The 25,279-nt window shown below is 70.7% G+C and carries 22 protein-coding genes and 2 pseudogenes; 10 read left to right on the top strand and 14 right to left on the bottom strand.

Annotated elements, in window-relative coordinates; translation table 11 throughout:
- Positions 1 to 36 precede the first annotated feature (36 nt).
- Positions 37 to 1,458 carry an ATP-binding protein gene (locus AC08OJ_RS07020; RefSeq protein ID WP_476592229.1) on the bottom strand — a complete coding sequence of 474 codons (1,422 nt, stop codon included), beginning with the start codon at positions 1,456 to 1,458 and terminating at the stop codon, positions 37 to 39.
- Positions 1,459 to 1,638: 180 nt separating this feature from the next.
- Between AC08OJ_RS07020 and uraH the strand changes: the two genes are divergently transcribed.
- Positions 1,639 to 1,965 carry a hydroxyisourate hydrolase gene (gene uraH, locus AC08OJ_RS07025; RefSeq protein ID WP_476592228.1) on the top strand — a complete coding sequence of 109 codons (327 nt, stop codon included), beginning with the start codon at positions 1,639 to 1,641 and terminating at the stop codon, positions 1,963 to 1,965.
- Between the two features lie 23 nt (positions 1,966 to 1,988).
- Here uraH and AC08OJ_RS07030 read toward each other — a convergent pair whose 3' ends face one another.
- Both AC08OJ_RS07030 and AC08OJ_RS07035 read right to left on the bottom strand, forming a co-directional pair.
- Complete coding sequence (locus AC08OJ_RS07030) at positions 1,989 to 3,293, bottom strand: DUF6986 family protein (RefSeq protein WP_476592227.1); 1,305 nt, start codon at positions 3,291 to 3,293, stop codon at positions 1,989 to 1,991.
- A 65-nt stretch (positions 3,294 to 3,358) separates the two neighbouring features.
- Complete coding sequence (locus tag AC08OJ_RS07035; RefSeq protein WP_476592226.1) at positions 3,359 to 4,666, bottom strand: helix-turn-helix domain-containing protein; 1,308 nt, start codon at positions 4,664 to 4,666, stop codon at positions 3,359 to 3,361.
- Between the two features lie 218 nt (positions 4,667 to 4,884).
- Between AC08OJ_RS07035 and AC08OJ_RS07040 the strand changes: the two genes are divergently transcribed.
- Genes AC08OJ_RS07040 through AC08OJ_RS07050 form a run of 3 tightly spaced genes read left to right on the top strand, consistent with a single transcriptional unit; the run spans position 4,885 to position 7,999 of the window.
- Positions 4,885 to 5,652, top strand: coding sequence for a DapH/DapD/GlmU-related protein (locus AC08OJ_RS07040; RefSeq protein WP_476595325.1), 768 nt, complete (start codon positions 4,885 to 4,887; stop codon positions 5,650 to 5,652).
- Positions 5,653 to 5,658: 6 nt separating this feature from the next.
- Entirely contained in the window at positions 5,659 to 6,870 is a 1,212-nt protein-coding gene (locus AC08OJ_RS07045) for an acyl-CoA dehydrogenase family protein (RefSeq protein ID WP_476595326.1), read from the top strand.
- Positions 6,871 to 6,880: 10 nt separating this feature from the next.
- Complete coding sequence (locus tag AC08OJ_RS07050) at positions 6,881 to 7,999, top strand: DUF2332 domain-containing protein (RefSeq protein WP_476592223.1); 1,119 nt, start codon at positions 6,881 to 6,883, stop codon at positions 7,997 to 7,999.
- On the opposite strand, the gene AC08OJ_RS07055 is transcribed toward AC08OJ_RS07050, so the two are convergent.
- Positions 7,969 to 8,451, bottom strand: coding sequence for an NUDIX domain-containing protein (locus tag AC08OJ_RS07055; RefSeq protein WP_476595327.1), 483 nt, complete (start codon positions 8,449 to 8,451; stop codon positions 7,969 to 7,971). The genes AC08OJ_RS07050 and AC08OJ_RS07055 overlap by 31 nt on opposite strands.
- 281 nt (positions 8,452 to 8,732) lie before the next feature.
- A complete protein-coding gene (locus tag AC08OJ_RS07060) occupies positions 8,733 to 10,226 on the bottom strand; it encodes an 8-oxoguanine deaminase (RefSeq protein WP_476595332.1) in 1,494 nt (497 codons plus the stop codon).
- 258 nt (positions 10,227 to 10,484) lie between these two features.
- On the opposite strand from AC08OJ_RS07060, the pseudogene AC08OJ_RS07065 reads away from it, so the two are divergent.
- The 3 genes and pseudogenes from AC08OJ_RS07065 to AC08OJ_RS07075 all read left to right on the top strand — a co-directional run.
- Positions 10,485 to 11,006, top strand: a pseudogene (locus tag AC08OJ_RS07065) (RNA-guided endonuclease InsQ/TnpB family protein); the annotation flags it as partial.
- Positions 11,007 to 11,031: 25 nt separating this feature from the next.
- On the top strand, positions 11,032 to 11,619 hold the full coding sequence (locus AC08OJ_RS07070; protein ID WP_476595328.1) for an RNA-guided endonuclease TnpB family protein: 588 nt from the start codon (positions 11,032 to 11,034) through the stop codon (positions 11,617 to 11,619).
- A 109-nt stretch (positions 11,620 to 11,728) separates the two neighbouring features.
- Positions 11,729 to 12,562 (top strand): TrmH family RNA methyltransferase, encoded by an 834-nt coding sequence (locus AC08OJ_RS07075; RefSeq protein WP_476595333.1) that lies wholly within the window; start codon positions 11,729 to 11,731, stop codon positions 12,560 to 12,562.
- A 10-nt stretch (positions 12,563 to 12,572) separates the two neighbouring features.
- On the opposite strand, the gene AC08OJ_RS07080 is transcribed toward AC08OJ_RS07075, so the two are convergent.
- Positions 12,573 to 12,944, bottom strand: a complete 372-nt coding sequence (locus AC08OJ_RS07080; protein WP_476595329.1) for a DUF2752 domain-containing protein — start codon at positions 12,942 to 12,944, stop codon at positions 12,573 to 12,575.
- A 203-nt stretch (positions 12,945 to 13,147) separates the two neighbouring features.
- On the opposite strand from AC08OJ_RS07080, the gene speB reads away from it, so the two are divergent.
- The gene (gene speB, locus AC08OJ_RS07085; protein ID WP_476592219.1) at positions 13,148 to 14,170 is read left to right on the top strand and encodes an agmatinase; all 1,023 of its coding nucleotides are present in this window, start codon (positions 13,148 to 13,150) and stop codon (positions 14,168 to 14,170) included.
- 130 nt (positions 14,171 to 14,300) lie between these two features.
- Here the strand turns inward: speB and AC08OJ_RS07090 are convergent, their stop codons facing one another.
- Together AC08OJ_RS07090 and AC08OJ_RS07095 are read right to left on the bottom strand one after the other, a co-directional pair.
- Entirely contained in the window at positions 14,301 to 14,753 is a 453-nt protein-coding gene (locus tag AC08OJ_RS07090) for a hypothetical protein (RefSeq protein ID WP_476595330.1), read from the bottom strand.
- Positions 14,754 to 14,969: 216 nt separating this feature from the next.
- A pseudogene (locus tag AC08OJ_RS07095) lies at positions 14,970 to 15,281 on the bottom strand (transposase); the annotation flags it as partial.
- A gap of 20 nt (positions 15,282 to 15,301) precedes the next feature.
- Here AC08OJ_RS07095 and AC08OJ_RS07100 point away from each other — a divergent pair.
- Together AC08OJ_RS07100 and AC08OJ_RS07105 are read left to right on the top strand one after the other, a co-directional pair.
- The gene (locus AC08OJ_RS07100; RefSeq protein WP_476595331.1) at positions 15,302 to 16,324 is read left to right on the top strand and encodes a MarR family transcriptional regulator; all 1,023 of its coding nucleotides are present in this window, start codon (positions 15,302 to 15,304) and stop codon (positions 16,322 to 16,324) included.
- Positions 16,325 to 16,441: 117 nt separating this feature from the next.
- Positions 16,442 to 17,791: an ABC transporter substrate-binding protein gene (locus tag AC08OJ_RS07105; RefSeq protein WP_476592217.1), complete on the top strand. Its 1,350-nt coding sequence runs from the start codon at positions 16,442 to 16,444 to the stop codon at positions 17,789 to 17,791.
- A gap of 106 nt (positions 17,792 to 17,897) precedes the next feature.
- Here AC08OJ_RS07105 and AC08OJ_RS07110 read toward each other — a convergent pair whose 3' ends face one another.
- The 6 genes from AC08OJ_RS07110 to AC08OJ_RS07135 form a co-directional block, all read right to left on the bottom strand.
- Positions 17,898 to 18,572, bottom strand: a complete 675-nt coding sequence (locus AC08OJ_RS07110; protein ID WP_476592216.1) for an ABC transporter ATP-binding protein — start codon at positions 18,570 to 18,572, stop codon at positions 17,898 to 17,900.
- Entirely contained in the window at positions 18,569 to 19,372 is an 804-nt protein-coding gene (locus AC08OJ_RS07115) for an ABC transporter ATP-binding protein (RefSeq protein WP_476592215.1), read from the bottom strand. Before AC08OJ_RS07115 ends, AC08OJ_RS07110 begins: the two co-directional genes overlap by 4 nt.
- Positions 19,369 to 21,669 (bottom strand): ABC transporter permease, encoded by a 2,301-nt coding sequence (locus AC08OJ_RS07120; RefSeq protein ID WP_476592214.1) that lies wholly within the window; start codon positions 21,667 to 21,669, stop codon positions 19,369 to 19,371. The genes AC08OJ_RS07115 and AC08OJ_RS07120 overlap by 4 nt, the downstream gene beginning before the upstream one ends.
- 120 nt (positions 21,670 to 21,789) lie before the next feature.
- Positions 21,790 to 22,290 (bottom strand): transporter, encoded by a 501-nt coding sequence (locus tag AC08OJ_RS07125; RefSeq protein ID WP_476592213.1) that lies wholly within the window; start codon positions 22,288 to 22,290, stop codon positions 21,790 to 21,792.
- Between the two features lie 366 nt (positions 22,291 to 22,656).
- Entirely contained in the window at positions 22,657 to 23,607 is a 951-nt protein-coding gene (locus AC08OJ_RS07130; protein WP_476592212.1) for an NAD-dependent epimerase/dehydratase family protein, read from the bottom strand.
- Positions 23,608 to 23,615: 8 nt separating this feature from the next.
- Complete coding sequence (locus AC08OJ_RS07135; protein WP_476592211.1) at positions 23,616 to 25,109, bottom strand: helix-turn-helix domain-containing protein; 1,494 nt, start codon at positions 25,107 to 25,109, stop codon at positions 23,616 to 23,618.
- Positions 25,110 to 25,279 lie beyond the last annotated feature (170 nt).

Consider the following 25,279-nt stretch of genomic DNA (forward strand, 5'->3'; position numbering starts at 1 on the left):
CCGAACGACCGTGGCGCAATACTGCTTATCCTCGCTTCATCCTCGCTGCCAGGCGGTGATGAGTTCGGCTGGGCCGTAGGATGCGGCGAGACCGGTGGCCGCAACCCCGCTGCGACTGATGGCGACCAATGGCAGCGGAAGGTTCGTGAGCGCCGCCCGGTGTTTCTGCAATGCCGCCAAGTCGCGGTCATCGAACGGTGCGCGTTCCAGCCATTTGACAGAGCCGAGGAAGTACAGCTCCTTGGCGACCGGTTCCCGGTCGGCGCCGACGACGTCGATCTCGACGGTGTTGGAGCGGTTCCAGTAGGCGCCGACGGCCGGGGCCGACGGCAGCACCGCGTCCGGGAGCAGGCGGGCGAGGGACTGACGCAGCAGCGGTTCTATCGCCCGGCCGCGCCAACTCGTCCATCCCGCCCTGATCCGACTGACGGTGAGGTCTCCGCGTAGGCGCTCGATCTCGGGCAGATATGGGCCGACGAACCGCAACCAGAACCTTAGATACGGATCGGTGACCCGGTACCGGCGCTCTTTCGACGGCCGTGTCGAAAGAGGTAGCTCCCCCACCACCATCAGTTTGGCGGCCAGCACCTCGATCGACCGGGTCAGACTGGTATGCGCGAGCCCTCCAGCGGCGCGGGCAATGTTGGTGAACGTCCGTTCGCCGCTGCCGATCGCCGAGAGCACGCCCCTGGCATTGGCCGAGTCGGGGAACTCCGCGGCCAGGGACCGCTCCGCCGACACCAGCAGCGCCGACACCGGGTTCGAAAACTCCGCGTTAAGGAACTCCCACAGGTCGTCACCCCGCCGCCAGGAGGCGCAGATCAGCGGCAGACCCCCGGTCACCAGCGCGGCGTCGAACGCCTCCGCTGGGCCCAGGCCGAGCATCTCTCCCACCTCCGCCGGATTGAGCGGCCCCAGGACCAGCTCCTGCCCGCGCTGGTGAAACGGTCGGCTGTACGAACTCAAGGCCTCCATCATCGACAGGTCCGAACCGATCAGCACCAGCAGGACGGGCCGCCGGCTCAGTTCCCGGTCCCAGGCACGCTGCAGCACACCCTCGAACGCGTCGCCCCGCTCCATCAGGTACGGAACCTCGTCGATCACGACCACACTGGGCCGGTCCTCCGGCAGGATCCCGGCCAGCTGGCGCAACGCCGCGCTCCAGTTCCCGGGAACTGCCTCGGCGAAGACCTCACGCTCCGGCAGCCCGGACCTGGCAACGGCGTCCCGCAACGAATCCAGCTCCACCTCCGCCGAGGCGCCGGCAGCGGTGAAGAACACCGCGGGTACACCCGCCCGCTCCACGAACTCCTCGACGAGACTCGACTTACCGATCCGACGCCGCCCACGGACCAGAAGACAACGACCCGGTCGCGACGATCCGACATCCGATCCCACCAGCCGAAGCAACCCGTCCAGCGTGGCAAGTTCCCGCTCCCGCCCAACAAACTCGACCACGTCCACTCTCCCCGATACTACCGGCATCGATACTACGAGCAGCGATACTATCGGCAGCGATATCTGCAGGGTTCCCTGGGATACTGGCGTATCCACCACGGTCGATCAGGAGCGGTGTGGCGGGATGGTCGAGGCCCGGACCCGGGCCGCGGCGACCGAGGACGCGACCGAGGAGGCGTGGTGAGTCTGTCCACCCATGTCCTGGACACGGCCACGGGGCGGCCAGCCGCCGGCCTGCCGCTCCGGTTGGAACGGGCGGTGCGCACCCTTGACGGCACGACCACGGGCTGGATCGCGGTCACCAAGGCCGTCACCGACGACGACGGCCGGGTAGCCGATCTGCCGGCGACCATCCCAGGCCCCTGGCGGCTCGTCTTCGACACCGCGAGCCGCTCGGCGTTCTTTCCCGAGGTGACCATCGCGTTCGTGATCGAGGACCCGGCGGATCATCATCACGTCCCGCTGCTGCTCGCTCCGTTCGGTTATTCGACCTATCGGGGGAGCTGACCGCCCTGGATGGCCGGGTGTCGTCAACCCGCGGCGACCGGTCTGCCGCCGAAGCGGTCGACGGTCACCCGGTCGAGACCAGCCGCGGTCAGGCTCGCGTCGTCCAGCAGGCCGGCGTCGAGCGCCCGCAGGACGTGCCCGGCGAGCGCGCGGCCGGTGGCCGGCTCGTCGGCGACCGCTCCCGGATGCCGGGCGGTGGCGTACGCGGTGGCGTAGGAGGAAAGCCGGCCCAGCGCCTCGTCGAGCCCGGCCAGCAGGCAGCCGGCCACCGCCGCGTGCCGGCTCACCAACTGACCCGGATGCAGATCCCAGCCCTGGTAGATGCCCCGGGACCAGGCGCGGCGCACCAGCTCGGCGTGCCGCCGCCACGCCCGGTGGACACCTCGGCCCGCCGTGTCCTCGACAGCTGCGGTGCCCTCCGTAGCTGAGGTGCCCTCCGTCGCGTCCGCCGGGCTCTCAATCGGCAGCAGGTTCGAGGACCCGTCCGCGACCCGGATTCCGGTGCCGGCGGTGACGAGCTGCATCAGCGTAGTGGCGTACTCCACCGCCGGATGGTCGCTGGCCTGGTGTGCGGCGGTGATGCCGAGAGCCGCCGAGTAGTCGTAGGTGCCGACGTGCAGTCCGACGAGGCGTCCTGGGCCCAGCGCAAGACCGGTCTCGACCAGCGCCGGCAGGGCGAGAACCGCGGCCGGGATCTCCACCTGCACCTCGAAGGGCACCGGGGCGATGTCGAGGCGTTGCTCCAGTTCGGCGAGCAGATCGGCGAAGACCGCGACCTGCGCGGCGGCGCTCACCTTGGGCAGGGTCAGCACCAACCCGGCGGGTGGGCCGTCGTCACCGGCCAGCGCTGTGAGGAAGAGGTCCAGGCTGCGCAGCCCCCGGTCCCGGACGGCCGGGTCCAGCGACTTCATCCGCAGGCCGTAGGACGCGGGCAGGGCGTCCGCCGCCGCGACGGCGTCGGCGTCCTCGGTGTCGTCCATCCGGACGCCGTAGCCGTCCTCCAGGTCGATCCGCAGATCCTGCACCGGTTCAACGGTCAGCGCGTGCAGCACGTGTGCGTGGACCGGTTCGGCGATGACCAGGTCCGGGTCGCCCCCGGTGGCGGCGGCGAGTCTGGCCGGGTCGGTGCCGTGGGCGGCCAGGAGCTCCCGGGCCGCCTCCCCCCAGACCAGCACGATGTCCGGGCGCATCCGGTCGGCGGGCAGGTAGCAGGTGTGCACCGGCTGACGGGTTCCCGGATCACCGGGATGACGAGCGATGACCGCCGTATCGATCGGTGCGAGCGCGGCGGTCAGACGGGCGACGACATCGGTCGGCAACGTCGGCATGCCCCCAGTGTCGGCCTCACGTACACCGCCGGATACCTCCCTTGGCGGGATGCCCCTGTCCGCTCCTACAGCTGCGCGCCCACGCGGACGGCGAAGGCGCGCAGTTCATCCGGCACGCGGCCGCGCTGGTCCTGGACCAGGCGGCCCGCGAGGGAACGCACCACCGGGCGGGCACGGATTTCCTCGGGCGCGACCTGTTCCGCGGCCCGAAGTGCCTGGTAGCTGGCGTCGGGGCGCCTCGTCTGAGCGTAGGCGGCTGCGACGTCGACCCAGAACCGGCCCCGGCGTTCCGGCGTGAGGATGCGGTCCGGACGCACTGTGCGCGCGGCGGTCAGGGCGCCGACGGGATCGCCAAGGGCCAGGGCGGTGGACACCCGGTAGATACCGACGCCGGTGGGGCGGAAGGTGGACCAGTGCTCGTTGCCGTCCCGGCCGAGCCGCGCTGCAGCGCCGCCTGCCTCGTCCAGGAGCGTCGCGGCCGTGCTGGCGTCGCCGACGCGGGCCGCTGTGTACCCGGCGGTGGACAGGAGTGATCCGTACAGACTGATCGCCCGGGGGCTCATGTCACCGGTGTCAGCGAGCCGCATGGCCGCCTCGACGGCGAGCTGCCGGGAGCGGGTGTGGTGGCCGCCGCGGCGGGCCACGATGCAGAGCATCCGGGTGGTTTCCGCCATGGTGATGGGGTCGCTCGCGGCCCGGGCCGCCGTCATCGCCCGATCGGCCGACACCCACGCCAGGCCCTCGATGTCGAATTTGATAAGCGTGTGCGTGGCGACGTTCAAGGCCTCCGCGTACAGGGCGGCGGCCTGCGGCGTCCCCCGGGCTGCCGCGGTCGCCTCCGCGGTGCGCAACAACCGGGGAAGACACTGGCCGAGCTGGCTGTACCGGGCGGCCTGGTAGTCCTCCTTTATCGCAATGAGGCGCTTCTGCACCACCGACGGCGCGGCCGGTGCGGTGAACATGCTGGGGCTGCCAAGCAGCACGTCCTCCAGATGCGGCACCACGCTCGCGTACGGTGCGGACCCTTGGCCGAAGGCCAGCGGAGTCGCGGCCCCGGCGGCGACACCGGCCAGCAGTTGGCGACGGAGCACCGGGTCTTCCTCCTCGGTTGTGGATGGACGCTTCACCGTAGCGGGCATGCCCGACATGCCGGGGGACGTGGCGGCGAGTCCGAGGTGCCCGGCCGGAATCTCCAGTGCCTCGGCGATGCGCCGCAGCAGGACGATGTCGGTGAGCGTCTGGTGGCCGCTTTCCATGCGCGAGATGGAGGAAGCAGAGTAGCCGCAGGCGCGGCCCAGCTCAGTCTGTGTCCATCCGCGTGCACGGCGGGCATCCCGCACGATGGCGCCGGGCGACCTCGTGGACGGCTCCATGCTGCGCTCCCCAGACGTAGATCGGGCACAACGTAATGGTGAGAGCACCCGCTTGCTCCGCGCAATTTGCAGATCCTGCACACGTGTGTGCGTGATCAGCACATCACCTTTTCGCCCGGTTCGGCGCCGATCATCATGGTCCCGTAGCGACTGTGCGGCTACCCGCTGCCAGTACTTTTCTTCCCTACCCCACCAATCCCTCACGAGGGGAGTCCTTCATGGGCATCAGTATCGGCTCCGAGCTCACGGCCGACGAGATGGAGCGTGCCGGCCTCCTGGAGACGGGCCGGCGCAGCATGATCAGCCGGTATGCGGTCTTTGTTCCAGTCGACCAGGCGGGCGTCTGCCGTCCCGTGCGTCTGGGCGACGACTGCGAGGTCGGGCCGTTCGCCGTGGTACACGGTGGCACCACCGTGGGCGACGGGGTCCGCATCGAGGGCCGCAGCACCGTTGGGATGCCGGAACGGGGCTATGCCGTCGGGCACGTCTACGCTGGCGAAGGCGCAGAGACCGCTCTGGCCGGGGGTGTCGTCGTCCGGGCGGGGGCGGTCCTGTACGCCGGTGTCCAGCTGGGCGAGGGCACGGCCATCGGGCATCAGACCGTGCTGCGCTCCTTTGTCACAGTGGCCGCCGAGGGCAACCTCGGCCACCAGCTCGTCGTCGAGCGCGAGACCCGGATCGGTACCGGCGTACGTTGCTCCCCGCTGTCGCACCTCACGAGCTCCACCATCATCGCGGACGGGGCGTTTCTCGGCGCCGGCATCCGCACCATCAACGACCGGGAGCTGGACCGCCAGGGCGAGCACGTTCCGCCGCGCTTCGAGGAGGACGCCCGGGTCGGTTCCGGCTCCATCATCATGAGCGGCGTCGTCGTGGGGGCGCGTGCCCTCGTAGGGGCCGGTTCCGTCATCTTGCGCAGCGTCCCGGCCGACGCCGTGGTCGTCGGCGTGCCCGCCCGCCCGATCCGCACGGCAGAAGCAGGGTGAGCCGCGATGGGGACCTTGGACCTCATCAGCCGGTGGCTGGCGCCGCTCGCCGACGGCCTGGCGGAGCTGGACGCGGCTGACTGGCACAACCTCGCCACCTTCGCCACGGACCTTACGGCAGCGGCCCAGCAGCAGCGTCGGCGACAGGACGTCCCGCGCGCCCGGCGGCTCCTGGCCATCCGGGAGGCCATGGCGGGAACCGGGCACCTCGGGCGGGCGGTGCCGGATGGCGCTGGCGGCACGGGGCGGCCTGTCGTTCTGGCGGTGCTCCAGCAGTTCATCTGCGGCTACTACGACCTCGACCTGCGCGACACCTGCGGTCTGGGCCACGGCCGGCTCATCGCCCGCCACGGCAGCCCGCAGCTGCGGGAGCGGTGGCTGCCGCGTCTGCTTGCCGGGGAGCTGGCTGGCATCGCCGTGACCGAGGCTCACGGCGGAAGCCGGGTGCGCCACATCACGACGCAGGCGCAGGCGGACGGCCCGGGGCGGTGGAGGCTTGTGGGGACGAAAACCTGGATCAGCCGGCTCCGGGAGGCGGCGGTGTTCGTCGTCTTCTTCCGCTTTCCCGACGGACCCCTGGCGGCCGCCGCAGTCGACGCCGACCGGCCCGGCATTGAGCGTCAACAGCTGGAACCCGGCGGGCTGGCCGGGTGGTCCTGGGGCGTCATGGAACTGCACGACACCCCGATCACCTCCGCCGACCTTCTGGGCCAGCAGGGCGCGGACGCCTGGGAAATGTTCGTCGAGCACTTCGCGTTCTACCGGCCCCTGGTGACGGCGACCGCGTTGGGCGCAGCGGCCGCCGCAGTCGACACCGTGGCGGCCGTGCTCGCCGCCCGCCGCGACGCCGTGGGGCTGCGCATCCGCGACAACGCCCTCATCACCCTGGGGCGCGGCTACGGCCAGATCAGCGCTGCCCTGCTCGCAGTCCTGACCGCGGTGCGTCTGGCCGACGCCGGTCACCCGGACGCGTCCGTCTGGAGTTGCGCGGCCAAGGCTCATGGCGTCGACACCGCACACACCCTTGTCACCACCACGGCGTTGCTCGTCGGCGCGTCGTCCTTCCGTGCCGATAGTCAGCTGGACAAGATCCGCCGTGACCTCACCGGGTTCCTGTTCGCCGACGGGGTCCACGACAGCCTGTACCGCGCCGTCGGCCAGGGCCTCCTCCAGTCACGCTGCCCCGCCGAACCCCGTCTCCCCGCCGCCGTCATCTAGAAGCCCGTTGATGCCTGAGACCGTCGTCCCGTCCGCCGCCTGGACCGTCGAAGACGTCCGGGAACGGATGCGCCGATTCGCCACCCACCGCGCGAACGGCGGCTACACCCCATTCTACGCCCTGCTCGCCGAGGACCTTGTGGACGACGAGTACGTGCTCAGCCTGGCGGCCCTCGCCACGCCCGGGCAGAGCCCGCCCGACCTGCTGTTCGCCGCGGTTCACTACCTGCTCGCCCGGACGCCGGACCACCCGCTCGCCGCGTACTACGCCACCCTCACCCCGTCGCCCACCCCGCCGGACGCCCGAGGGCGCGAGCTGTTCACGACGTTCGTCGAGGCCCACGAGGACGAGGTCGTGGAGCTGATACTGGAGCGCTTGGTGCAGGCCAATGAACCCCGACGGGCAACGTACCTCCTACCGGCGCTGGCGGCCGCCGGCATCCTGGCTAGCGGGCCGCTGGGCCTCGTCGAGGTCGGAGCGTCCGCCGGGCTCGCCCTGGTGCTGGACCGCTACGGCTACGACTACGGTCCGGGCAGCCGGTACGGCGACCCTGCGTCCCCGGTGCAGTTGCCGTGTGAACTGCGCGGGCCGGTGCCGCCAGCGCTCGCGGCCGGCGGTGTTCCGAACATCGGATGGCGTAGGGGGTGCGACCTCAACCCGCTCGACGTCCGTGACCCGGACGACCGTGCATGGCTGGCGGCCTGCGTCTGGGCCGACCACCCCAAGCGCGCCACACGGCTGACAGCGGCGCTGGACGTAGCCACGGCGCACGAACCGCCGGTAGTACGCCGCGGGGACGCTCTGGACATGCTGCCCGCGCTCGTGGCGGCCGTCCCGGCGCGCCTGACCGTCTGCGTCTTCCACACCGCGGTGGTGGCGCACTTCCCGGACGCGGCCCGGGAGGCCTTCACCGCCATGGTTCCCCGGCTGTCGCGGGAGCGGCCGGTGATGTGGGTGCGCGCGGAACCCGACGCCGCGCCGGGGGAACCCCGGCTATGCCTCACCGTCTGCCGTGACGGCGTCGTCCAAGAGCACCTGCCTCTCGGGCACTACCACCCGCACGGCGCATGGTTGGAGTGGACTGCCAGCGGCAAGGATCATGTCAGCGGGGCGCCGTCCTCGAGGTAAACCGTTTCCCCCGCGGCCCGGGCTGCCAGACACGCCGTGACGCGTCGCGCCAGCAGCGGCGCCATGAACTCCGGCAGCTGCTCCACCGGGACGAACAACCATGCGGCCAGCTCGTCGGCCGGTAGACGGATGCCGTCCGCTTCGTTCGGGGCGAGCTGGCCGCCGTCGTACACGACAATCAAGCCTTCGGTGCGCTGCGGCCCCGGCGGCACCCAGTCCACCGCCAACAGCTGCCCAGGGATGCGGTCCAGGCCCAGCTCCTCCGTGAGCTCCCGCCGAGCGGCGGCGTGCGGGGCCTCGTCGGCCTCGACCACACCACCAGGAAGGTCCCACCCGGGCCGATACGTGGGGCGCAGCAGGACGAGGATGGTCGCGGCCGCTATCCGCTTGCGGGGCAGGCTGTGCTGCCAGTCCAGGACGGGCGAGGTGGTGGTCGTCTCCACGGTCGTCACCGTAGCTGCTGGGCCGGGAACCGCGGCCCACCCGCGGCGCGGGTTCATGGGCCGGCGGTTCCCGGCCGCCGGTCGAGGCCGCCGCCGGTGCGATGCGTGTCGATCGGGGGGGTCGACGCGCGGCACCGGCGGCGGCTGCTCGGGGTGACGTCCCGGCGGGTGTCGCCAGAACGCCATCGCCGGGGTCGAATGGGTGACGTCGCCAACCGACCCGAACCGACCTGTTGCTTTGTATCAAACACCCCGCGGAGGTATCCCACCAGGGTCGGTCTCGTCGGCGTTCACCGGGCCCCGGCCGCCCTGGCTCCGGTCGTACCCGCGGCCCGTCCGGCGCCGGGAGCGATTCCGGCATCAGCGATTCCGGCATCGTCGAAGGCAGCCTGCAGGCCGGCGGCGAGCTCGCGGTGGCGGGCGAGCATCGCCGACAAGTCGGGATGCACCGGATGGCCGTCCAGGACGACCGCGCGGCCCGCGACCACCGTGTGGCGGGCGGCGACCGGGCCGCAGCGCAGCCACGCCTCGACGGGATCGGACAGCGCCCCGGCGAAGCCGACGCCGTCGAGGGGCCATGCCACCAGATCGCCCACCGCTCCGACGGACAGCTCGCCGATCTCCCCGGCCCGGCCGAGGCAGCCGGCCCCGCCCCGGGTGGCGATCTCCAGCGTGTCCCGGGCCGACATCGCCGCGGCGCCGTGCCGCAGCCGGCCGAGCAGCATCGCCGTGCGGGCCTCCATCCACAGCGACGCCGAGTCCGCCGATGACGAGCCGTCACAGCCCAGTCCCACCGGTACCCCCGCCGCACGCAGCTCCGCGACCGGGGCGAGCCCACCGCCGAGGATCATGTTGCTGCTCGGGCAGTGCGCGACCCCGGTGCCCCAGGCGCCCAGCCGGGCCACCTCAGCGGGGTTCGGGCGGATGCAGTGCGCCACCCAGGCCCGGTCGCCGCCCCAGCCGACCTCGGCGAACTGGTCGATGGGACGCCGGCCGAACCGCGCGAGGCAGTACTCGTCCTTCTCGGGGTCCTCGGCGAGATGCGTGTGCAGCCGCACGTCGAGCGACTCGGCGAGCTCCGCCGTGGCCCGCATCAGCTCCGGGCTGACCGAGAACGGTGAGCAGGGCGCCAGGGCGATCCGCACCATGGCGCCCGGCGAGGGGTCGTGATGACGGGCCACCAGCCGGGCCGACTCGGCGAGGATCTCGTCGTCGTCCTGCACCACCGAGTCGGGCGGCAGCCCGCCGTCCTTCACCGACAGCGACATCGATCCGCGAGTGGGATGGAAGCGCAGGCCCAGTGCCGTCGCCGCGGCGATCTCGGCGGAGACGAGGTCCCCGCCGCCGCGCGGATGCACGTACAGGTGGTCCGTGGTCGTCGTGCAACCGCCGAGGGCGAGCTCGGTGAGCCCGACGTAGGCGGAGACGTGCACGGCCTCCTCGTCCAGCCGGGACCACAGCGGGTACAGGGTCGACAGCCAGGTGAACAGCGTGCCGTTCAGGGCCGGAGCGAACGCGCGGGTGAGGTTCTGGTACATGTGGTGATGCGTGTTCACCAGGCCGGGAGTGATCAGGCAGCCATCCGCCCGCAGCGTGCGCACGGCGGGAGGCGGTGGCTCGTCGGGACCGCCGAGGGCGCTGACCAGGCCGTTCGTCACCGCGACCCACCCGCCGCGGATCTCCCGGCGGTCGGCGTCCACGGTCGCGACCAGTTCGGCGCCGACGACGACCAGGTCGGTGGGAACGGGGACGGCGACGGGACGGGAGACGGCGGGCGTGGGCATGGCGGGCGTCAGCGTGGGGGCCTTCTGCGGGTCGGCCATGGCCGCTGATTCTGCGGCCGGCACGTTACGGTCGGGTGAAGCGCCCGTGCCCGGGAGGTCGTGGCGTGCCAGATGACGTGAGCAGGTGTGCGGGGTCGGCGGGGCCGGCTGGCGGGTCGGCCGGCGTGACCCAGGAACGTAGCGCGCAGGCCCCGTCTTTCAGGGCGGGGCTAGCGCATCAACGACAGCGTGACAGGCAAGCCTGCTATGGGGTCGAAGATGGTGAAGCGGGCGTACCGCTACCGTTTCTACCCGACCCCGGAGCAGGCCGCCCAGCTCGCGCAGACGTTCGGCTGTGTGCGCTACGTGTACAACCGGGCGCTCGCGGAACGGCACCGGGCCTGGTTCCAGGAGCAGCGGCGGGTCACCCACGCCGAGACCGACCGGATGCTCACCGGCTGGAAACGCGACCCGGGCACACTCTGGCTCGCCGAGCCATCGAAAGGGCCGTTGCAGGCCGCGTTACGGAACCTGCAAACCGCCTACGTGAACTTCTGGGAGAAGCGCGCCGGCTACCCCTCGTTCAAGAAGAAGGGCAAGACCGCCGATTCAGCGGCCTACTCCCGAAACTGCTTCACGTTCCGGGACGGGCAGATCAAGCTAGCGAAGCAGGACCGGCCGTTGGACATCATCTGGTCGCGCCCGCTGCCCGAGGGGGCGGAGCCGTCGCAGGTGACGGTGTCACGGAACTCACGCGGCCAATACCACATCTCAATCCTGGTCGAGGAGACCATCGCCATCCTGTCCCCGCGTGCGGGTCAGGTCGGTGTCGACGCGGGTATCACCTCGCTGCTCACTCTGTCGACCGGGCAGAAGGTCACCAAACCCGCGGCACGAGAAGCGGGACCGTGCCCGGCTGGCCCGCGCGCAGCGGGAGCTGTCCCGCAAACAGAAGGGGTCGGCGAACCGGGCGAAGGCCCGGCTGCGGGTGGCGCGGATCCACGGCCGGATCCGCGACCGGCGCCGGGATCATCTCCACAAGCTGTCCACGAGGATCATCCGCGAGAACCAAACGGTGGTCATCGAGGACCTGGCGGTCCGCAACATGGTCCGCAATCATTCGCTTGCACGGGCAATCTCCGACGCTTCGTGGTCGGAGCTGCGGCGGATGCTGGAGTACAAGGCCGGCTGGTACGGCCGGACCGTCATCGCGATCGACAGGTTCTATCCGTCGTTCAAGACGTGCTCGGTGTGCGGGTCGATCGCAAACACGATGCCGCTCGACGTCCGGACATGGGCCTGCCGTGGCTGTGGCGCCGTCCACGACCGGGACGTGAACGCGGCAATCAACATTCTGGCCGCGGGGCTCGCGGTGTCCGCCTGTGGAGACGGAGTGAGACCGCCTCGCTCCTGACGCGAGGAGGCATCCGTTGGTGAAGCAGGAACCCGCACCGCGAGGTGTGGGAATCCCCGGCCTTCAGGCCGGGGAGGATGTCAAGGTCGTGACCGCCCCACCAGTCATCATGATCGACGATTCGGGTGATCCCCGGGTCGACGACTACATCTCGTTGACCGACGTCGCGCTGCGCCGTCGGCGGGAGCCGGCCGACGGACTGTTCATCGCCGAGGGCGAACAGGTGATCATCCGGGCGCTGCGGGCCGGCTACCGGCCGCGTTCGGTCCTGGTCTCGCCCGCGCGCCTGACGGCTGTGCCCGCGGACCTCGGCGCCGACGTTCCGGTGTACGTCGCGGGACCCGACGTGCTCGCGGCGATCATCGGCTTCGAGGTGCATCGCGGGGCGCTTGCGGCGATGGGCCGCCGGCCGCCCCGCGCCGCGGCCGACCTCCTGGTCGACGCCCGGCGGGTACTGGTGTGTGAGGACATCGTGAGCCACACCAACCTGGGGGCGATCTTCCGTTCGGCCGCGGGACTCGGGATGGACACGGTGCTCCTGAGCCCGCGCTGCGCCGATCCGCTCTACCGGCGTTCTGTGCGGGTTTCGATGGAGGAGGTGTTCGCCGTCCCCTATGCCCGGCTCGAACCCTGGCCGGAGGCCCTCGGTCTGCTGCAGGATGCCGGGTTCACGCTGCTGGCGCTGACTCCGGCGGCGGACGCCGAGGATCTTGATTCCTTCGCGGCCGGACTCACCGCCTGCGCCGCGCCTGCGCCTGCACCTGCACCGGTGACAGAGGCGGCCCGGGTCGCGTTGCTGCTGGGCACGGAGGGCGCCGGGCTGTCGGCGGCGGCGCAGTCGGCGGCGACAGCCCGGGTCCGGATTCCGATGGCGCACGGGGTCGACTCGCTGAACGTCGCGGCGACCGCCGCCATCGCCTGCTACCTGCTGGGCCGCCGTTGAGCCGCCGGGTTCAAGAGGCGAGCCAGCGGCAGCCGGGCAACGGCAGGTTCCGCAGCACCCAGAAGGCGACGATCAGTATCGGAACGGCGGGAAGCAGGCGGGCCGGTACCTGGGGCAACGGGCGGCGCCAGCCGGCCGCCCGCGCCACCGCCACGATCCAGCCGAGCACCAGCATCGGGGCGGCGATGACGAAGAAGACATTGTAGTCGGCCGCGGCCGCGAGGTGTCCGTGCAGGAGCTGGTGCAGGCCGCGGAGGGCGCCGCAACCCGGGCAGTCCAGGGACGTGGCCCACCGGAACGGGCACGTGGGGTAGTGGCCCGGCTGGGCGGGGTCGACGAGGTACACCCGGCCGCAGACGCCGACGGCGGCTACACCGAGCACGGCAAAACCCGCCAACCGGGCCCGCGGTGACCAGACCCGGCCCGGGCCGGTCGGTTCCGACGCCGTGTGTGCCGGGTGGTCTGGGTGCGGTGCCGCGACCTCCACCGGAGAAGCGTAACCGGGGCGCGGACGGCGGACCGTGGGACAGCGGACCGGGGGTGGCGGACCGTGGGACAGTGGATAGGGCCCGATCGGAGGGACAGATGACGGCACGAAACGGCGATCGTGAGCCGGGCCCGGACGCCCCCGGCTACGCGGGGCTCGCGACCTTCTGCGGACTGCCCTGGCTGCCCGGGACGGAGGCGCTGGCAGCCCGCCGACCCGACGTCGCCGTCGTCGGTGCTCCGTTCGACATCTCGACGACCCACCGTCCCGGCGCCCGGTTCGGCCCCCGGGCGATGCGGGCCAATGCCTACAACCCCGGCACCTACCATCTCGACCTCGGTATCGAGATCTTCGACTGGCTCGACGCCGTCGACGCCGGCGACGCGCACTGTCCGCACGGGCTCACCGAGGCGTCTCATCGCAACATCCGGGCCAAGGTCGCGCAGATCGCCGGGCTCGGCACGATCCCGCTCGTCATCGGTGGTGACCACTCGATCACCTGGCCGGCCGCAACCGGCGTGGCCGACGCCGTGGGCTGGGGTGAACTCGGTCTGCTGCACTTCGACGCGCATGCCGACACCGCGGACGTCATCGACGGCAACCTCGCCTCGCACGGCACTCCGATGCGACGGCTCATCGAGTCCGGTGCCGTGCGTGGACGCAACTTCGTCCAGGTGGGGATACGCGGCTACTGGCCGCCGCCGGACGTGTTCGCCTGGATGCGCGAGCAGGAGATGACCTGGCATCTCATGCACGAGATCTGGCAGCGGGGCAGCCGTGACGTCGTCGTGGACGCGATCGCGCAGGCCACGGACGGGTGCCGGGCACTGTACCTGTCGGTCGACATCGACGTCCTGGACCCGGGGTTCGCGCCGGGCACCGGCACCCCGGAACCCGGGGGGATGACCCCGGCCGACCTGCTGCGGGCGGTCCGTCAGATCGCGCTCGACACGCCGCTCGTGGCTGCCGACATCGTCGAAGTCTCCCCGCCGTACGACCACGCGGAAACGACGGTCAACAGCGCCCATCGCGTCGCCATGGAGGTCTTCGCGGGACTTGCCTACCGCAGGCGGGAAGCCGCCGGTGGCGTTCCGGACCTGCCCGGGTCGGCCCCGGCCTGAGCCGGCCCTCCGTGGCAACCGTCTGTCGCAACCGACGGTCCAACCGGGAGCCGGTTGGACCGTCGACCGAACCATCGGCGTTTCGTATTCTCACGAGTACTTCGTATTCTCGCGAGCACGCAGAGCGCCCTCATTCCAGGTGCAGGGCGCCCTCCTCAGCCGTGCGCGCACCCACGTCCGGCGTGACGATGCTGGGAACGGCGAAGTTCGCGTCGTAATCCTCCGCGAGGGTCGTCGTCCCCTCGCCGTATGCGTCGGCGTCGAGAACAGCCCCGGACTCCCGCCGCTCGGCTTCCAGGTAGGGGTCGGCCTCCGGCGTTTCCGCGGCGAGTTGCCGATCGAAGGACAACCCCGCACGCTCCTCACGTGGTGTGCTCGGATAGCGGACGCCGGCACTCGGTCTGTCGGGTGCATCCCAACTGTCGTCCAATGGATCTCGGCCGGCATCCGTCGAGCCGAGATCGTCGCTGTCAAGCATCTCCGCGGGTTCCAGGGGAGCATCCTCGCGGTACCACGACCGTTCGGAGTCGGCTGCGATGGAACCCGGGTCGAACTGCTCGGGACCCGAGGCTGACTGCGTCATAGCTGCCTCCCCGACCGACCCACGGGCGCGGCGCGGCCTGCTTGGGACATCCCGCAACATTCCGCCCGGCAAAGCGAGTCCGGCCACTGTTGATATCGGTGCGTCCCAGGCCGCTCCCGGCACGCCTCGCCGCATGACCTTCCCGGCGACGGCCGGGCTAAGCCCGCCGCGTGGCCCTTGCTCGCCGTGGCCCCATGCTTCGACCACCGTTTGGTTCTCGCGGATGATCCTCGCGGACAGCGTGTGCAGATGATCCCGGATCCGGTCGCGGATCCGGTCGCGGATCCGCGCCACCTTCGCCCGGGCCTTCTCCCGGTTCACCGACCCCTGCCGCGTGCGGGACAGCTCCCGCTGCGCCTGGGTGAGGCGCTGCCGGTCGCGGCGTGAACGACGTGGATCGGGCGACCGGGCGGGGTGTGTGCCGCCGCGGACCGGGTGCCCGCCGAGAGTGGCATTGCGAGTGCCATCGGCAGCGGGACGGAAACGATTACCGCGTGGGGTGACCCCGCTTGTCGGCGAATAGGAGATGGCGTATACCGTCCCGCTTTGTGGCTACTGTTGCTGACCGGATACTCGACCAGCTTGCCAAGGTTCCCGCGGGTTTGGACGACGGCAGGTTGGCGGCGGCGATCGGGGCGAGCCGGGGCACGGTGAACCAGGTCTGCCGGAAGCTCGCGCAGGCGGGGCGGCTGGACCGAGGTCAGGGTCCCGACGGCCTGATTCTCAACCGTCTGGCGCTCGCGGCGACCTCGCCGCCCGAGGAACCGGAATCCGCTCCTGCCGCGGAATCCGCCGGCGTCGCCCCCTCGGCGCTCGCCGAGGGGGTCACTTCTCCCGCCGTGGCCGAGCCTGTTCCCGATGCGTCCGCGTCGGCCGAGTCCTCGTCGGCCCAGCCTGTTCCCGACGTCTCCGCGTCGGTTGAACGTGCTCCTGTGGGGTCTGAGCCTGCCGTTGCCGCCGCCGAGGCGGTCACGGCCACAGGCACCGATGAGCAGGCGGTCGATGGCGAGCCGGTGGACCTGCTCGTGGAGCCAGCCGCCGAGCTGGTGGTCGAGGTCGTCGAGCCCGACCCGGTCGCCGAGGCGGGTGCGGCGGCGGTCGAGGCGGCGGTCGAGGCGGGTGCGGCGTCGGCCGTGCCGGCCCCGGAGCGCGCCGAGGATCCGGTCACAGCGATCGGCCAGGCCTTGGCCGCTCTGGACGAGGCGATGTCCGTGTTGGGCAGCACGATCGTCCCGGCCTCGCTCGATGCGGCAGGTGGTGCATCGCATGCCTCGCCGTCGCCAGGCGGTACGGTAACCGAGCTTTCCGGGGAGCGGCGGGCTCCCACGGAGCGCGCCGACGGCGTCGCGGGTGGCAGCCGGCCGGTAGCCGGCGCGCCCCTGCCCGCGGGGACGGCCGCGAGCAGGGAGACCCACGAGCCGGCGAGCAGGGGTACCGCACGCCGGGAAGGCGGGGAAGACAGGGCCGAGGGGAGCACCCCGACTTCGGGGAGGGCGCCGGCCGATCGCGTGAGCACCGCACCGGTGCGTCGGAGCTGGTGGCGCCGAATGTTTGTCCGTAACGCCCATTGATGTAACTAACGGTACATAGTCGGCAATGGGACCGGCTGTCGTCAGGTTGACGCGTCGACGATGTTGATCGGCAATAACGTTTCGAGCGTCACCGATCTACCAGGGGAGAGCATGTCCATGCGAGCGAGATCGCTCATCGCCGCCATTGTGCTGTCGTCGCTGGCGCTCGTCGCCTGCGGCAGCCGGGCCAGTAACAACGGAACGACCTCGGCCGGCAACAAACCGGCCGGGGCGTCGAACAACACAGCCTCGGATATCGGTGTCACGCCGACCGAGATCAAGATCGGTACAATCGCCGGCCTGAGCAGCGGTTTCGGGCCGGACACGTTCTCCGCCTCACTGTACGGGGCGCGGGCCTATTTCAAGGCGCTCAACGCCGCGGGCGGAGTCAACGGGCGCACCGTGAACCTCGTCGAGTGTGACGACAAGGGCACCGGTGACGGAAACACGAACTGCGCGCACAAGCTCGTCGACGACGAGAAGGTCTTCGCGCTCGCCGGGGTGACGGCGTTCGACTACACGGGTGCGCAGTACATCAACTCCAAGGGTGTGCCGGATATCGGCGGCCAGCCCGTGTCCGCAGCCCACGATCAGTATCCGCACCTGTACTCGATCTACGGCAGCTATTATCCGCGCACCGGCAGCCGTCCCGGCTACAACGGCACGCTCTACGCGGGGACCGAGACCTACCGCTGGTTCAAGCAGAACCTGAAGACCAACGTCGCCGGGGTTGTGTACTACAACGTCGCCCCGTCGGAGCGGTACGCCAAGTCGATCGCGGACGGCCTGCGCAAGGAGAGCTACACGGTCATCGAGGAGCAGATCAATCTCGGCGCCCCGAGTTGGGATGCGACGGTCCTCGACCTCAAGCGGCGCGGCGTCCAGATCGTCTTCGACGCGATGGACGACGGCGGTAATGCTCAGCTGTGCAACGCCATTGAGTCCCAGAAAATGCCGATCACGGCGAAGGTGACCCCGCCGCAGGGCTGGGCCAACAACGTCCGCCAGGTCTATAATGCCTCCCCGAATTGCCGGAACACGATCTACTCTACTGGCGGCACCGCCAACTATGCGGACACCCAGATTCCCGCGGTCGCCACGTTCCAGAAGGATCTGCAGGCGGCCGCGCCCGATCGGGTAGCCAAGACGAACCTGTGGATGCTCGAGGGTTACGCCTCGGCCCAGTGGCTAACCGACGCGATCCGGTCCTGCGGCGCCGACGTCACCCGCGCCTGCGTCGAGGCGTACATGAACAGCGGCAAGGACTACGACGGTCACGGCCTGCTCATCCCGACTGGCCGGAACTTCAAGAAGTTGCCTGAACCGCCGTCGCAGGAGCAGAACTGCCTCAACGTCGCCCGTTGGCAGGACTCGGCGAACGGAAACCAGGGCGGCTGGGTGACCCAGGTCAAGGACATGAACACCAACTGCTTCACTGTCCCGGATCTGCCCTACCAGGCCGGCTGATCTCTCACGGGACCGCCCGAGTGATCTCGGGCCCCGGTCGGGGCACCCTCCACGGCGCCACGGAGGGAACCTCGACCGGGGCCTTTCAGCGGGGCCTTTCGCGGCCCTACGCCCGGAATTCCCCCGGTGCGCCCGCGAAGGACCGCTCGCCCCGGTGCAGGACGTAGACCAGGTCCGCCATCGCCAGGGCCTGCTCGGTGTACTGGTCGGCGAGCACGACGGTGGTGCCCGACGCGGCGACCGTCGCAAGCCAGCCGAACAGGTCCGCGGCGACCTTCGGGGATAGTCCGAGCGACAGCTCGTCGACCATCAGGACCGAGGGGCGGGCCAGCAGGGCGCGGGCGAGCGCCAGCATTCGCCGCTCACCGCCGGACATCGATCCGGCCCGCTGCGTCAGCCGCTCCCGCAGCCGGGGGAACGACTCCAGCGCGGGGGTGATGTCGGGGTGCCCGCTGGCTTCCGCGATGATCTGCAGATTGTCCCGGACCGACAGGGTGGCGAAGACGGCCCGTTCGTCCGGCACGAGCATCAGTCCCCGGCGGGCCCGGTCGACGGTGGACATCTTGGTGATGTCCTCGCCGCGCCAGGTCAGACTGCCCGAACGCAGTGGGATCAGCCCGGCCAGCATCCGCAGGGTGGTGCTCTTGCCCGCGCCGTTGACCCCGAGCAGGGCGGTGACCTTGCCGGCGGGGATGGCGAGGTCCAGACAGTGCAGGACCTCCACGGTCCCGTAGCCGGCCCGCGCCCCGGTCAGTTCGAGTTCGGCTGTCGCCGTGGTCACGGTGCCTCCTGCGGCTGCTTCAGGACCGTTTCATCGTGGCGATGGGCAGCCTGGGCCAGGTACACCGACCGCACGGTTGGGTCGTCGCGGACGTGCCCGGGATCGCCGGACGCGACGACCCAACCGCCGACCATGGCGTACACCTGGTCGGCGACGGAGAAGACCAGGTCGACGTCGTGGTCGACGATCAGGATGCCGACCCCGTCGTCGGCGGTCTGGCGCAGCAGCTGCGAGAACCTGGCAGTCTCGTCGTTGTCCAGGCCGCTGGCGGGCTCGTCGAGCAGCAGGATGTCCGGTTGGGCGCACAGTGCTCGCGCGAACTCGACCAGCCGCAGGGCACCGGTGGGCAGCGTGCCGGCGATGGTGTCCCGCAGGTCGGACAGGCCGAGAGAGCCGAGGGTCTCCTCGACGAGGCGGCTGACGTGGCCTCGGCCCTTGGACGCCACGCCCAGCAGGCCGCCGGCATAGTCCCGGTGCCGGTTCTCCGCGCCGACAAGCAGGTTGTCCGAGACCGTGAGGGTGGGGAAGAGCGAGGGAACCTGGAAGGTCTGCACCAGACCACGCCGGGACCGGATGTCTGGCCGCATTTTCGTGATGTCGCTCTTGTCGAGCAGGACCTTGCCCTCGTCGGGCTGCTCGACCCCGGTCAGCAGGCTGAACAGCGTCGACTTCCCGGCACCGTTCGGGCCGATAAGACCGGTGATCACGCCCTGGGGGGCGACGAGGTCGACGTGGTCGACCGCGGTCAGACCGCTGTAGCGGCGGACCAGGCCAACGGCCTGTAGCACGTGCCGACTCATACCCGGCCTCCGTCCCGCAGGGAGGTCGCCGCCGCGGGTCCCGAACCCCCCTGCTCGTGGCCCACGTGACCCGGTGAGGTGGGGTAGACGTCGGCGGGCAGGCCACCGCCCTCGCCGCGGGGCGCGGGGGTCACCAGCGGTGCGTCGCCCGACCGGGCCGCATACTCCTGCACCAGGGTCAGCAGGCTGGCCCCGAATGGGGTCGGCTGCGGCGAGCCCGGTGGCAGCACGGGCGAGGAGCGGCCCGGGGGCCAGCTCGCGGATGGCCTGGGCCGGGCGGCCCCCAGGGGCGCGCCGATCCCGGAGATCCCGGTGATGCCAGTGGTCGCCGGCAGGTATCCGACGGCGGAGATGCGCACCGGCACCGGGCGCGGTGCCCGATGGTTGGGATCGACGAAGCCGTCCGCGAGGTGGAGGGCGAGCAGCCGCAACAGACCCCGGACGGCCGAGGCCAAGCCGCCGGGCATCCAGCCGAGGGCGAGGGCGAGGATGCCGATGGCGAGGATCGAGGACCCGGCCGGCGCCAGCACGTCGATCGTGACGATGAACGCCGCGGCGATGATCGCGCCGGCCGCGCTGTCGGCGCCGAAGACGACCACGGCGGTGAACCACAGCAAGCTCTGCAACGGTGCGAAGTCGTCGGCGGAGAACGAGTAGCTGCTGTGCACCAGCAGCGCACCACCCAGCCCGGCGACGACGGAGGAGACGGTGAAGGCCAGCAGCTTGAGGTTGCGGACGTCGACCCCCACCGCCGCCGCACCCTCCGCATGGTCACGTACGGCGAGCAGCGCCCGACCGAGCCGACCGCGATGCAGATTACCCACGAAGAACAGGCCGAGGCCCAGGCAGGCCAGTTCAAGGACGTAGAACGCCTCGTCGGGCAGCTCCCAGCCGAAGAACGTCAGCGGGTCGAGGTAGAGGCCGGTCGCGAAGGTCGGCTGCTCGAAGACGAAACGGCTGACCACGGCGCCGACCGCGAAGGTGGTCAGCGCCAGGGTGAGGCCGCGGCGGCGGATCGCCGGGTAGCCGGTGATCAGACCGATCGGGGCGACGAGCAGGGCACCGATGAACATCGACGCGACGCCCGGCAGCTTCGGCAGTCCGAACAGGTCACCGTTGGCGAGCTTGCGTGACAGCAGCGCCCCGAGGCCCGCGTATCCGGCCGAGCCCAGGGAGAGCTGGCCGCTGTAGCCGGTGACGATGACCATCGACAGGAAGATGAGAGCGAGCGCCGGCACCATGAACGCCGAACGCAGATCGGACGGGGCGAAGGTGAGCGGTGCGAGCAGCAGCGCGGCACCGCCGAGCTTGCCCAGAAAGTCACGGCGGGCCTTGGTCTGGCTGGCCGGGCCCGCCGGCGGTGCGCCGCGGCTGGAGAAGCTGGCGGTGGTCCCGGAGTCGCCGGTGCCGAGCTCGCGCAGCTTCGGCACCGCGAGCAGCAGGACCAGCAGGGCGACGATGAACAGGTTCGACTGCAGGACGGTGAGGATCTGGCCCGCATCACCGTCGAGGGTGAACTGCTTGAGTTCGCTCTGCAGGACGGCAATGCCCAGGGCAGTGAGGACGGCCACCGGCATGCTCGACAGCCGGGCCGCCACCACCACCGCGAAGGTCTCCAGCACCAGCAGGGTCAGCCCGTACGGGGTGAGTTGGAAGCGGGGGGCGAGCAGGATGCCGGTAAGGCCGGCGAGCGTAGTCCCCGCCGCCCAGCCGGCCGCGGCGACCCGGTCCGCGCGAACACCGGACAGCTCGGCGAGCTGCCGGTCGTCGACAACCGCACGGATCTGGCGGCCGAACACCGTGCGGGTGGCGATGACGCCGATGACCGCGCAGAATACCACGACCATCGCGAGCTCGGCCAGCGCGTCGACACCGATCCGGGTGTCACCGAACAGCTGCACCGACGAGTTCGGGAAGATGCTCGGTGCGTCGCTACGCGAGCCCAGACCCCAGATGCCCGCCGTCATCCCGAGGGTGAGGACCAGCACGCCGAGGCTGGCAACCAGGGATTCGGCTGCCGATGCGCGGCGACGGGCCAGCGGCCGGAAGACCAGCCGCTCCAGCAGCAGGCCGATCCCGGGAGAGAGCACGGCGAGCGCGATGACGGCGGCCAGCCAGATCGACAGCCCCCACTCGACCACCATCTCGCGGAAGACGTACGCCACCAGCGTGGCGATGCCGCCCTGGGCCAGGTTGAGGACCCCGTTGGTACGGTAAGTGACCAGCAGGCCGATACCGGACAGGGCTGCGATCGCCCCGAGGGAGATCCCCGCCAGTCCCAGGTCGATGCTGGTCACCGGGCACTCCTTGGGAGCCTGCCGCCGCCGGCCGTCCGGTCGCCGCCGTCCGCCGGGTCACATGTGATCACGGAACTGCTCGCCTTCCGCGCCGTGGCATCGTGGGAAACGCAGGCTCTGTCAGGCGCGCTGGCCGGGTGTGGTGGCGTTCGTGGCGGGTGCCTGGCCGCCCCCGGGGTCCGTCGCGGCGAAGCGCGAGTTCTGCTGGTGCGTGGCTGTTGTCTGCTGGTACGAGCCTGTCTGCTGGTACGAGCCCTGGGGGCGGGTGACCGGCTGACCGGCCTCGGGTGCGGCACCCGCGACCGCCGCCGCGATGATCAGTGAGTGTAGGTCGTCGACCTGGCCGGCGGTGTGGGCCTGGGCGGCCTGAGCGGCGTCGAAGCGGTCGGCTACCAGCAGCGCACTTCCTACCAGGATGAGTGCCAGCCCCCCGAAACCGCCGGAGACCACGTAAGGTAGTTGGAAAGCGACGTCCGTCTCCTTGGAGACGCCCAGGTAGCAGCCGAGCAGAAGTACGCCGCCGGCGGCCATCACCACCCATCCGCGCAGCGCGCGGACCACGTCGACTACCAGGCGCGATGTGGGCCGCGGGTTATCGGTCCCAGCGGTCTGCTCGTCCACTTTCGTCCCCCCCAAGGAGCATGTCGTCGGTCGTGCGGGCGGCGCCCGCGCGTGGAGCCCGCCCCCGAGATGATCCGGGTCACGACAGACGTCAGATTAGTGTGCGGAGATGAACAGGTGCTCCGTCGGGTGGCCTGCGGCTGTTCCCGGCGAGCTCCGGCGGCACGGGAAGCTCGGTCGCATTAGGTATACGAGGATAGGCCGGCCGATGGAAGGCCTTACGAAGTATGCCTGCCTGCAACCAGCCTGCTACTTTATGTTGGCTGGCGGATGGCCCTCGGGCCAGGAGAAAGAGCCGGGAGGGATGCCCGCCGGAGCCTGCCGCACCGCGGGCCACCGCGGGGCCGGTGTGGGCCCCGCGGGGTCTCAGGTGATGCTCGGAGCGATCCGCTGGCGTGGCGGCAGGGCGGCGGCCCCGGCCGGTGTCGGCCCCCGGCCCCAGCGCCACACGTCGGCGACGATGCGGTCGATGCTCGACGCCGGAGAACTCCAGCCGAGATCGGCGCGGATCCGGGTGCTGTCACCGATCAGCGTCTTCGGTTCGGAGACCGGCGGACAGTGGACGCGGCGGACCGGGCGCCCAGCGACTCGGCCGACCGCGGCGAGCACGTCAGTGACACTCACCCCGACGCCGCTGCCCACGTTGAACACCGCGCAGTGCCCGGGGCGCGCGGCGACCAGCGCCGTCAGGTAGGCCGTTGCCATGTCCACGACGTGGACGTACTCCCGCAGCGCGAGGCCGTCCCCATTGACCCGGAACACATCCCGGCACCCGCTCGCCACGGCGATCGCCGCCGGGATGATCCGGCTGCCGTCGCGGTTGATGTGTCCCGCGACGGCACCCGCGACGTTGAAGGAACGTAGAATCACCGCGCCGAGCAGCCCGGTGCCGGCCTGGTGGGACAGCAGCCGCTCGGCGGCGAACTTGGAGGTTCCGTAGGGGTTCACCGGGTCGGGTGGGCAGGTCTCCGGGATCCGCGCGAGGTCGACGTTGCCGTAGACCGCGCAGGTGGATCCGAAGACGAACGCGGGTGCGACTCCGGTGTGCTCAGCGCCCTCCTCCAGGGCAGCCAGCAGGTTGATGGTGCCGGTCAGGTTCGTCTGGAAGTAGCGCACGGGACCCAGCCGCGACTCCCGCACCCGGGTCAGGGCCGCGAGATGGCATACTCCCTCGAATCCTCGGCTGACCCCCGCCGCGGCCAGCTGGCGGGGATCGAGCAGGTCCGCGGCCACCACCTCGATATCGGGGGCGAACCGCGGCGTGGTCATCGGCTCGCGGACCATCGCCGTAACTTGGTGCCCGGCGGTGGCGAGCATGTCCGGGATCAGGATGCGGCCCGCACGCGCATCCCGAGGAGGATCTCCCGGTGGCGCCAGGCGAGTTCCAGGCAGGCGGCGGCCGACGGGGCGATGGGCTCGGTGTCGACGAGACGGCGCAGTGCCGAGTGGGTGAACGGGATGCCCTCGGTCACCGACCGGTTCGGACCCGCGGTGACGACCGATCCCTCGGCATTGGTCTGGACCATGCTGCCGAACAGCCGGTCGAAGGCGTCGGCGTCCACCACGACGACGGTGAGGATCTCGCCGAACAGGGTGAGCGCGTCCAGCCCGATCCCGAAGTACGACACCCGCATGGCGCCGGACCGACGCGCCTGCTCGAACGAACGGAACGGCTCGTCGGTGTCATAGTCGATCGGGCTGGACGAGCTGCCGTCGTGCTCCGGGTTGCCCAGCAGCTCCTCGCTCAGCTCACGCATGATGTTGCGCCACAGGTCGAAGTCGGCCTCATGGTGGAACGGGGTGATGCCCGACGGCTGGAAGACCCCGGCCGGGATGACGTGGTACACCCCGCCCGCGGTCACGACCGAGCCCGCGCTGCGCCGGTGCAGGAAGAAGCTCGCCTGACCGCCGCGATCGTGGCGGATCGTGAGCGTGTTGATGGACGGCAGGGCCGCCCGCCGGGTGAAGTCGAACGGATCTCCGATGCGCGCCCGGAAGGGCAGCGCGGGCCAGGACAGTCCGCTGCCGGCCATCGCGGCCGCCGTCTCTTGTGCGACGGTCTCGCAGATGTCAACGGCGTCGAAGTACGTCGTGTGGGCGAAGCTCAGCGACGGATGGTTGTCCGTCGACGGTCCCGCGGTCCCGTCACCGCCGATATCGAGCAGGCGGAAGCTGAGCCGGTTCTCGAACAGAGTCGGCCGGTCGAGATCCCGCATCGCCCGCGTGTAGCGCTGGTAGCGGTTCTGCTGACCGCCTCCACCAAGCAGGGGCCGGCTACCGGCCGTCTCGGGTTCGTCCCCCCTGATCGTGGGGGCCTCGGCGCTATCGTGCCACTCAAGGGTGACATCGTCGATGTCCACCGGGGTGTCCCACACCCAGCCGGGCCGGGCCAGTAGCCCGCTGCCGAGCCGGTCGGTTTCCGGGTAGAGCCGCACCGCCGCGCGGGCGAGGCTGATCCGATGGTGGTTGAGATGATCGCGGGTGAGCCGCCACACGCGTTGGCTCGCGGCGGCCTGCTCGGCCGCCGGACTGCGCGGCGCAGTCTCCCGGCAACGGTCCGTCATCGATCTCGGAGCCAGGCCGACGTCCTCGGGGGACAGCGCCAGATTGCGGGCGATGTGACGGAGCGTCGAGATGTCGTGGATAGCCCGCCGGCCGCTCTCCACCTTGGATACGTAGGACTGGTCGAAGCCCAGACGGTCGGCGAGCTGCTGCTGCGTGAGGCCGTGGGCCTGCCGGTACGCGCGTAGGAGTTGGCCCACACCAACGCTGGTGGGAGTAGAACGCGGCGGCGTCCATAGCCAAGTGTGACCGGTCACCCGCAACCCTCTCGTCCGACAATCGTGTTACGCGAAGTGAGCATAACGAGCCGGGCATCTAGGGGTGCAGTGACATAATTCGAACATCTCGTGTGGGTGTAATTTTGCGGCTTCCAGTAACATCCCCGGCCCCCTGGGGATCGTCATTAAATAAGTTGATCATTTGATCT

It is taken from the genome of Frankia sp. CgKIO3 (assembly GCF_977946435.1).

Excerpts from the sequence above, each read along its gene's own strand:
- AC08OJ_RS07030 (WP_476592227.1), bottom strand. The coding sequence starts at position 3,293 with ATGCCGACGTTGCCGACCGATGTCGTCGCCCGTCTGACCGCCGCGCTC.
- AC08OJ_RS07035 (WP_476592226.1), bottom strand. The coding sequence starts at position 4,666 with ATGGAGCCGTCCACGAGGTCGCCCGGCGCCATCGTGCGGGATGCCCGC.
- AC08OJ_RS07040 (WP_476595325.1), top strand. The coding sequence starts at position 4,885 with ATGGGCATCAGTATCGGCTCCGAGCTCACGGCCGACGAGATGGAGCGT.
- AC08OJ_RS07045 (WP_476595326.1), top strand. The coding sequence starts at position 5,659 with ATGGGGACCTTGGACCTCATCAGCCGGTGGCTGGCGCCGCTCGCCGAC.
- AC08OJ_RS07050 (WP_476592223.1), top strand. The coding sequence starts at position 6,881 with ATGCCTGAGACCGTCGTCCCGTCCGCCGCCTGGACCGTCGAAGACGTC.
- AC08OJ_RS07060 (WP_476595332.1), bottom strand. The coding sequence starts at position 10,226 with ATGCCCACGCCCGCCGTCTCCCGTCCCGTCGCCGTCCCCGTTCCCACC.
- AC08OJ_RS07075 (WP_476595333.1), top strand. The coding sequence starts at position 11,729 with ATGATCGACGATTCGGGTGATCCCCGGGTCGACGACTACATCTCGTTG.
- speB (WP_476592219.1), top strand. The coding sequence starts at position 13,148 with ATGACGGCACGAAACGGCGATCGTGAGCCGGGCCCGGACGCCCCCGGC.
- AC08OJ_RS07090 (WP_476595330.1), bottom strand. The coding sequence starts at position 14,753 with ATGACGCAGTCAGCCTCGGGTCCCGAGCAGTTCGACCCGGGTTCCATC.
- AC08OJ_RS07105 (WP_476592217.1), top strand. The coding sequence starts at position 16,442 with ATGCGAGCGAGATCGCTCATCGCCGCCATTGTGCTGTCGTCGCTGGCG.
- AC08OJ_RS07115 (WP_476592215.1), bottom strand. The coding sequence starts at position 19,372 with ATGAGTCGGCACGTGCTACAGGCCGTTGGCCTGGTCCGCCGCTACAGC.
- AC08OJ_RS07130 (WP_476592212.1), bottom strand. The coding sequence starts at position 23,607 with ATGCTCGCCACCGCCGGGCACCAAGTTACGGCGATGGTCCGCGAGCCG.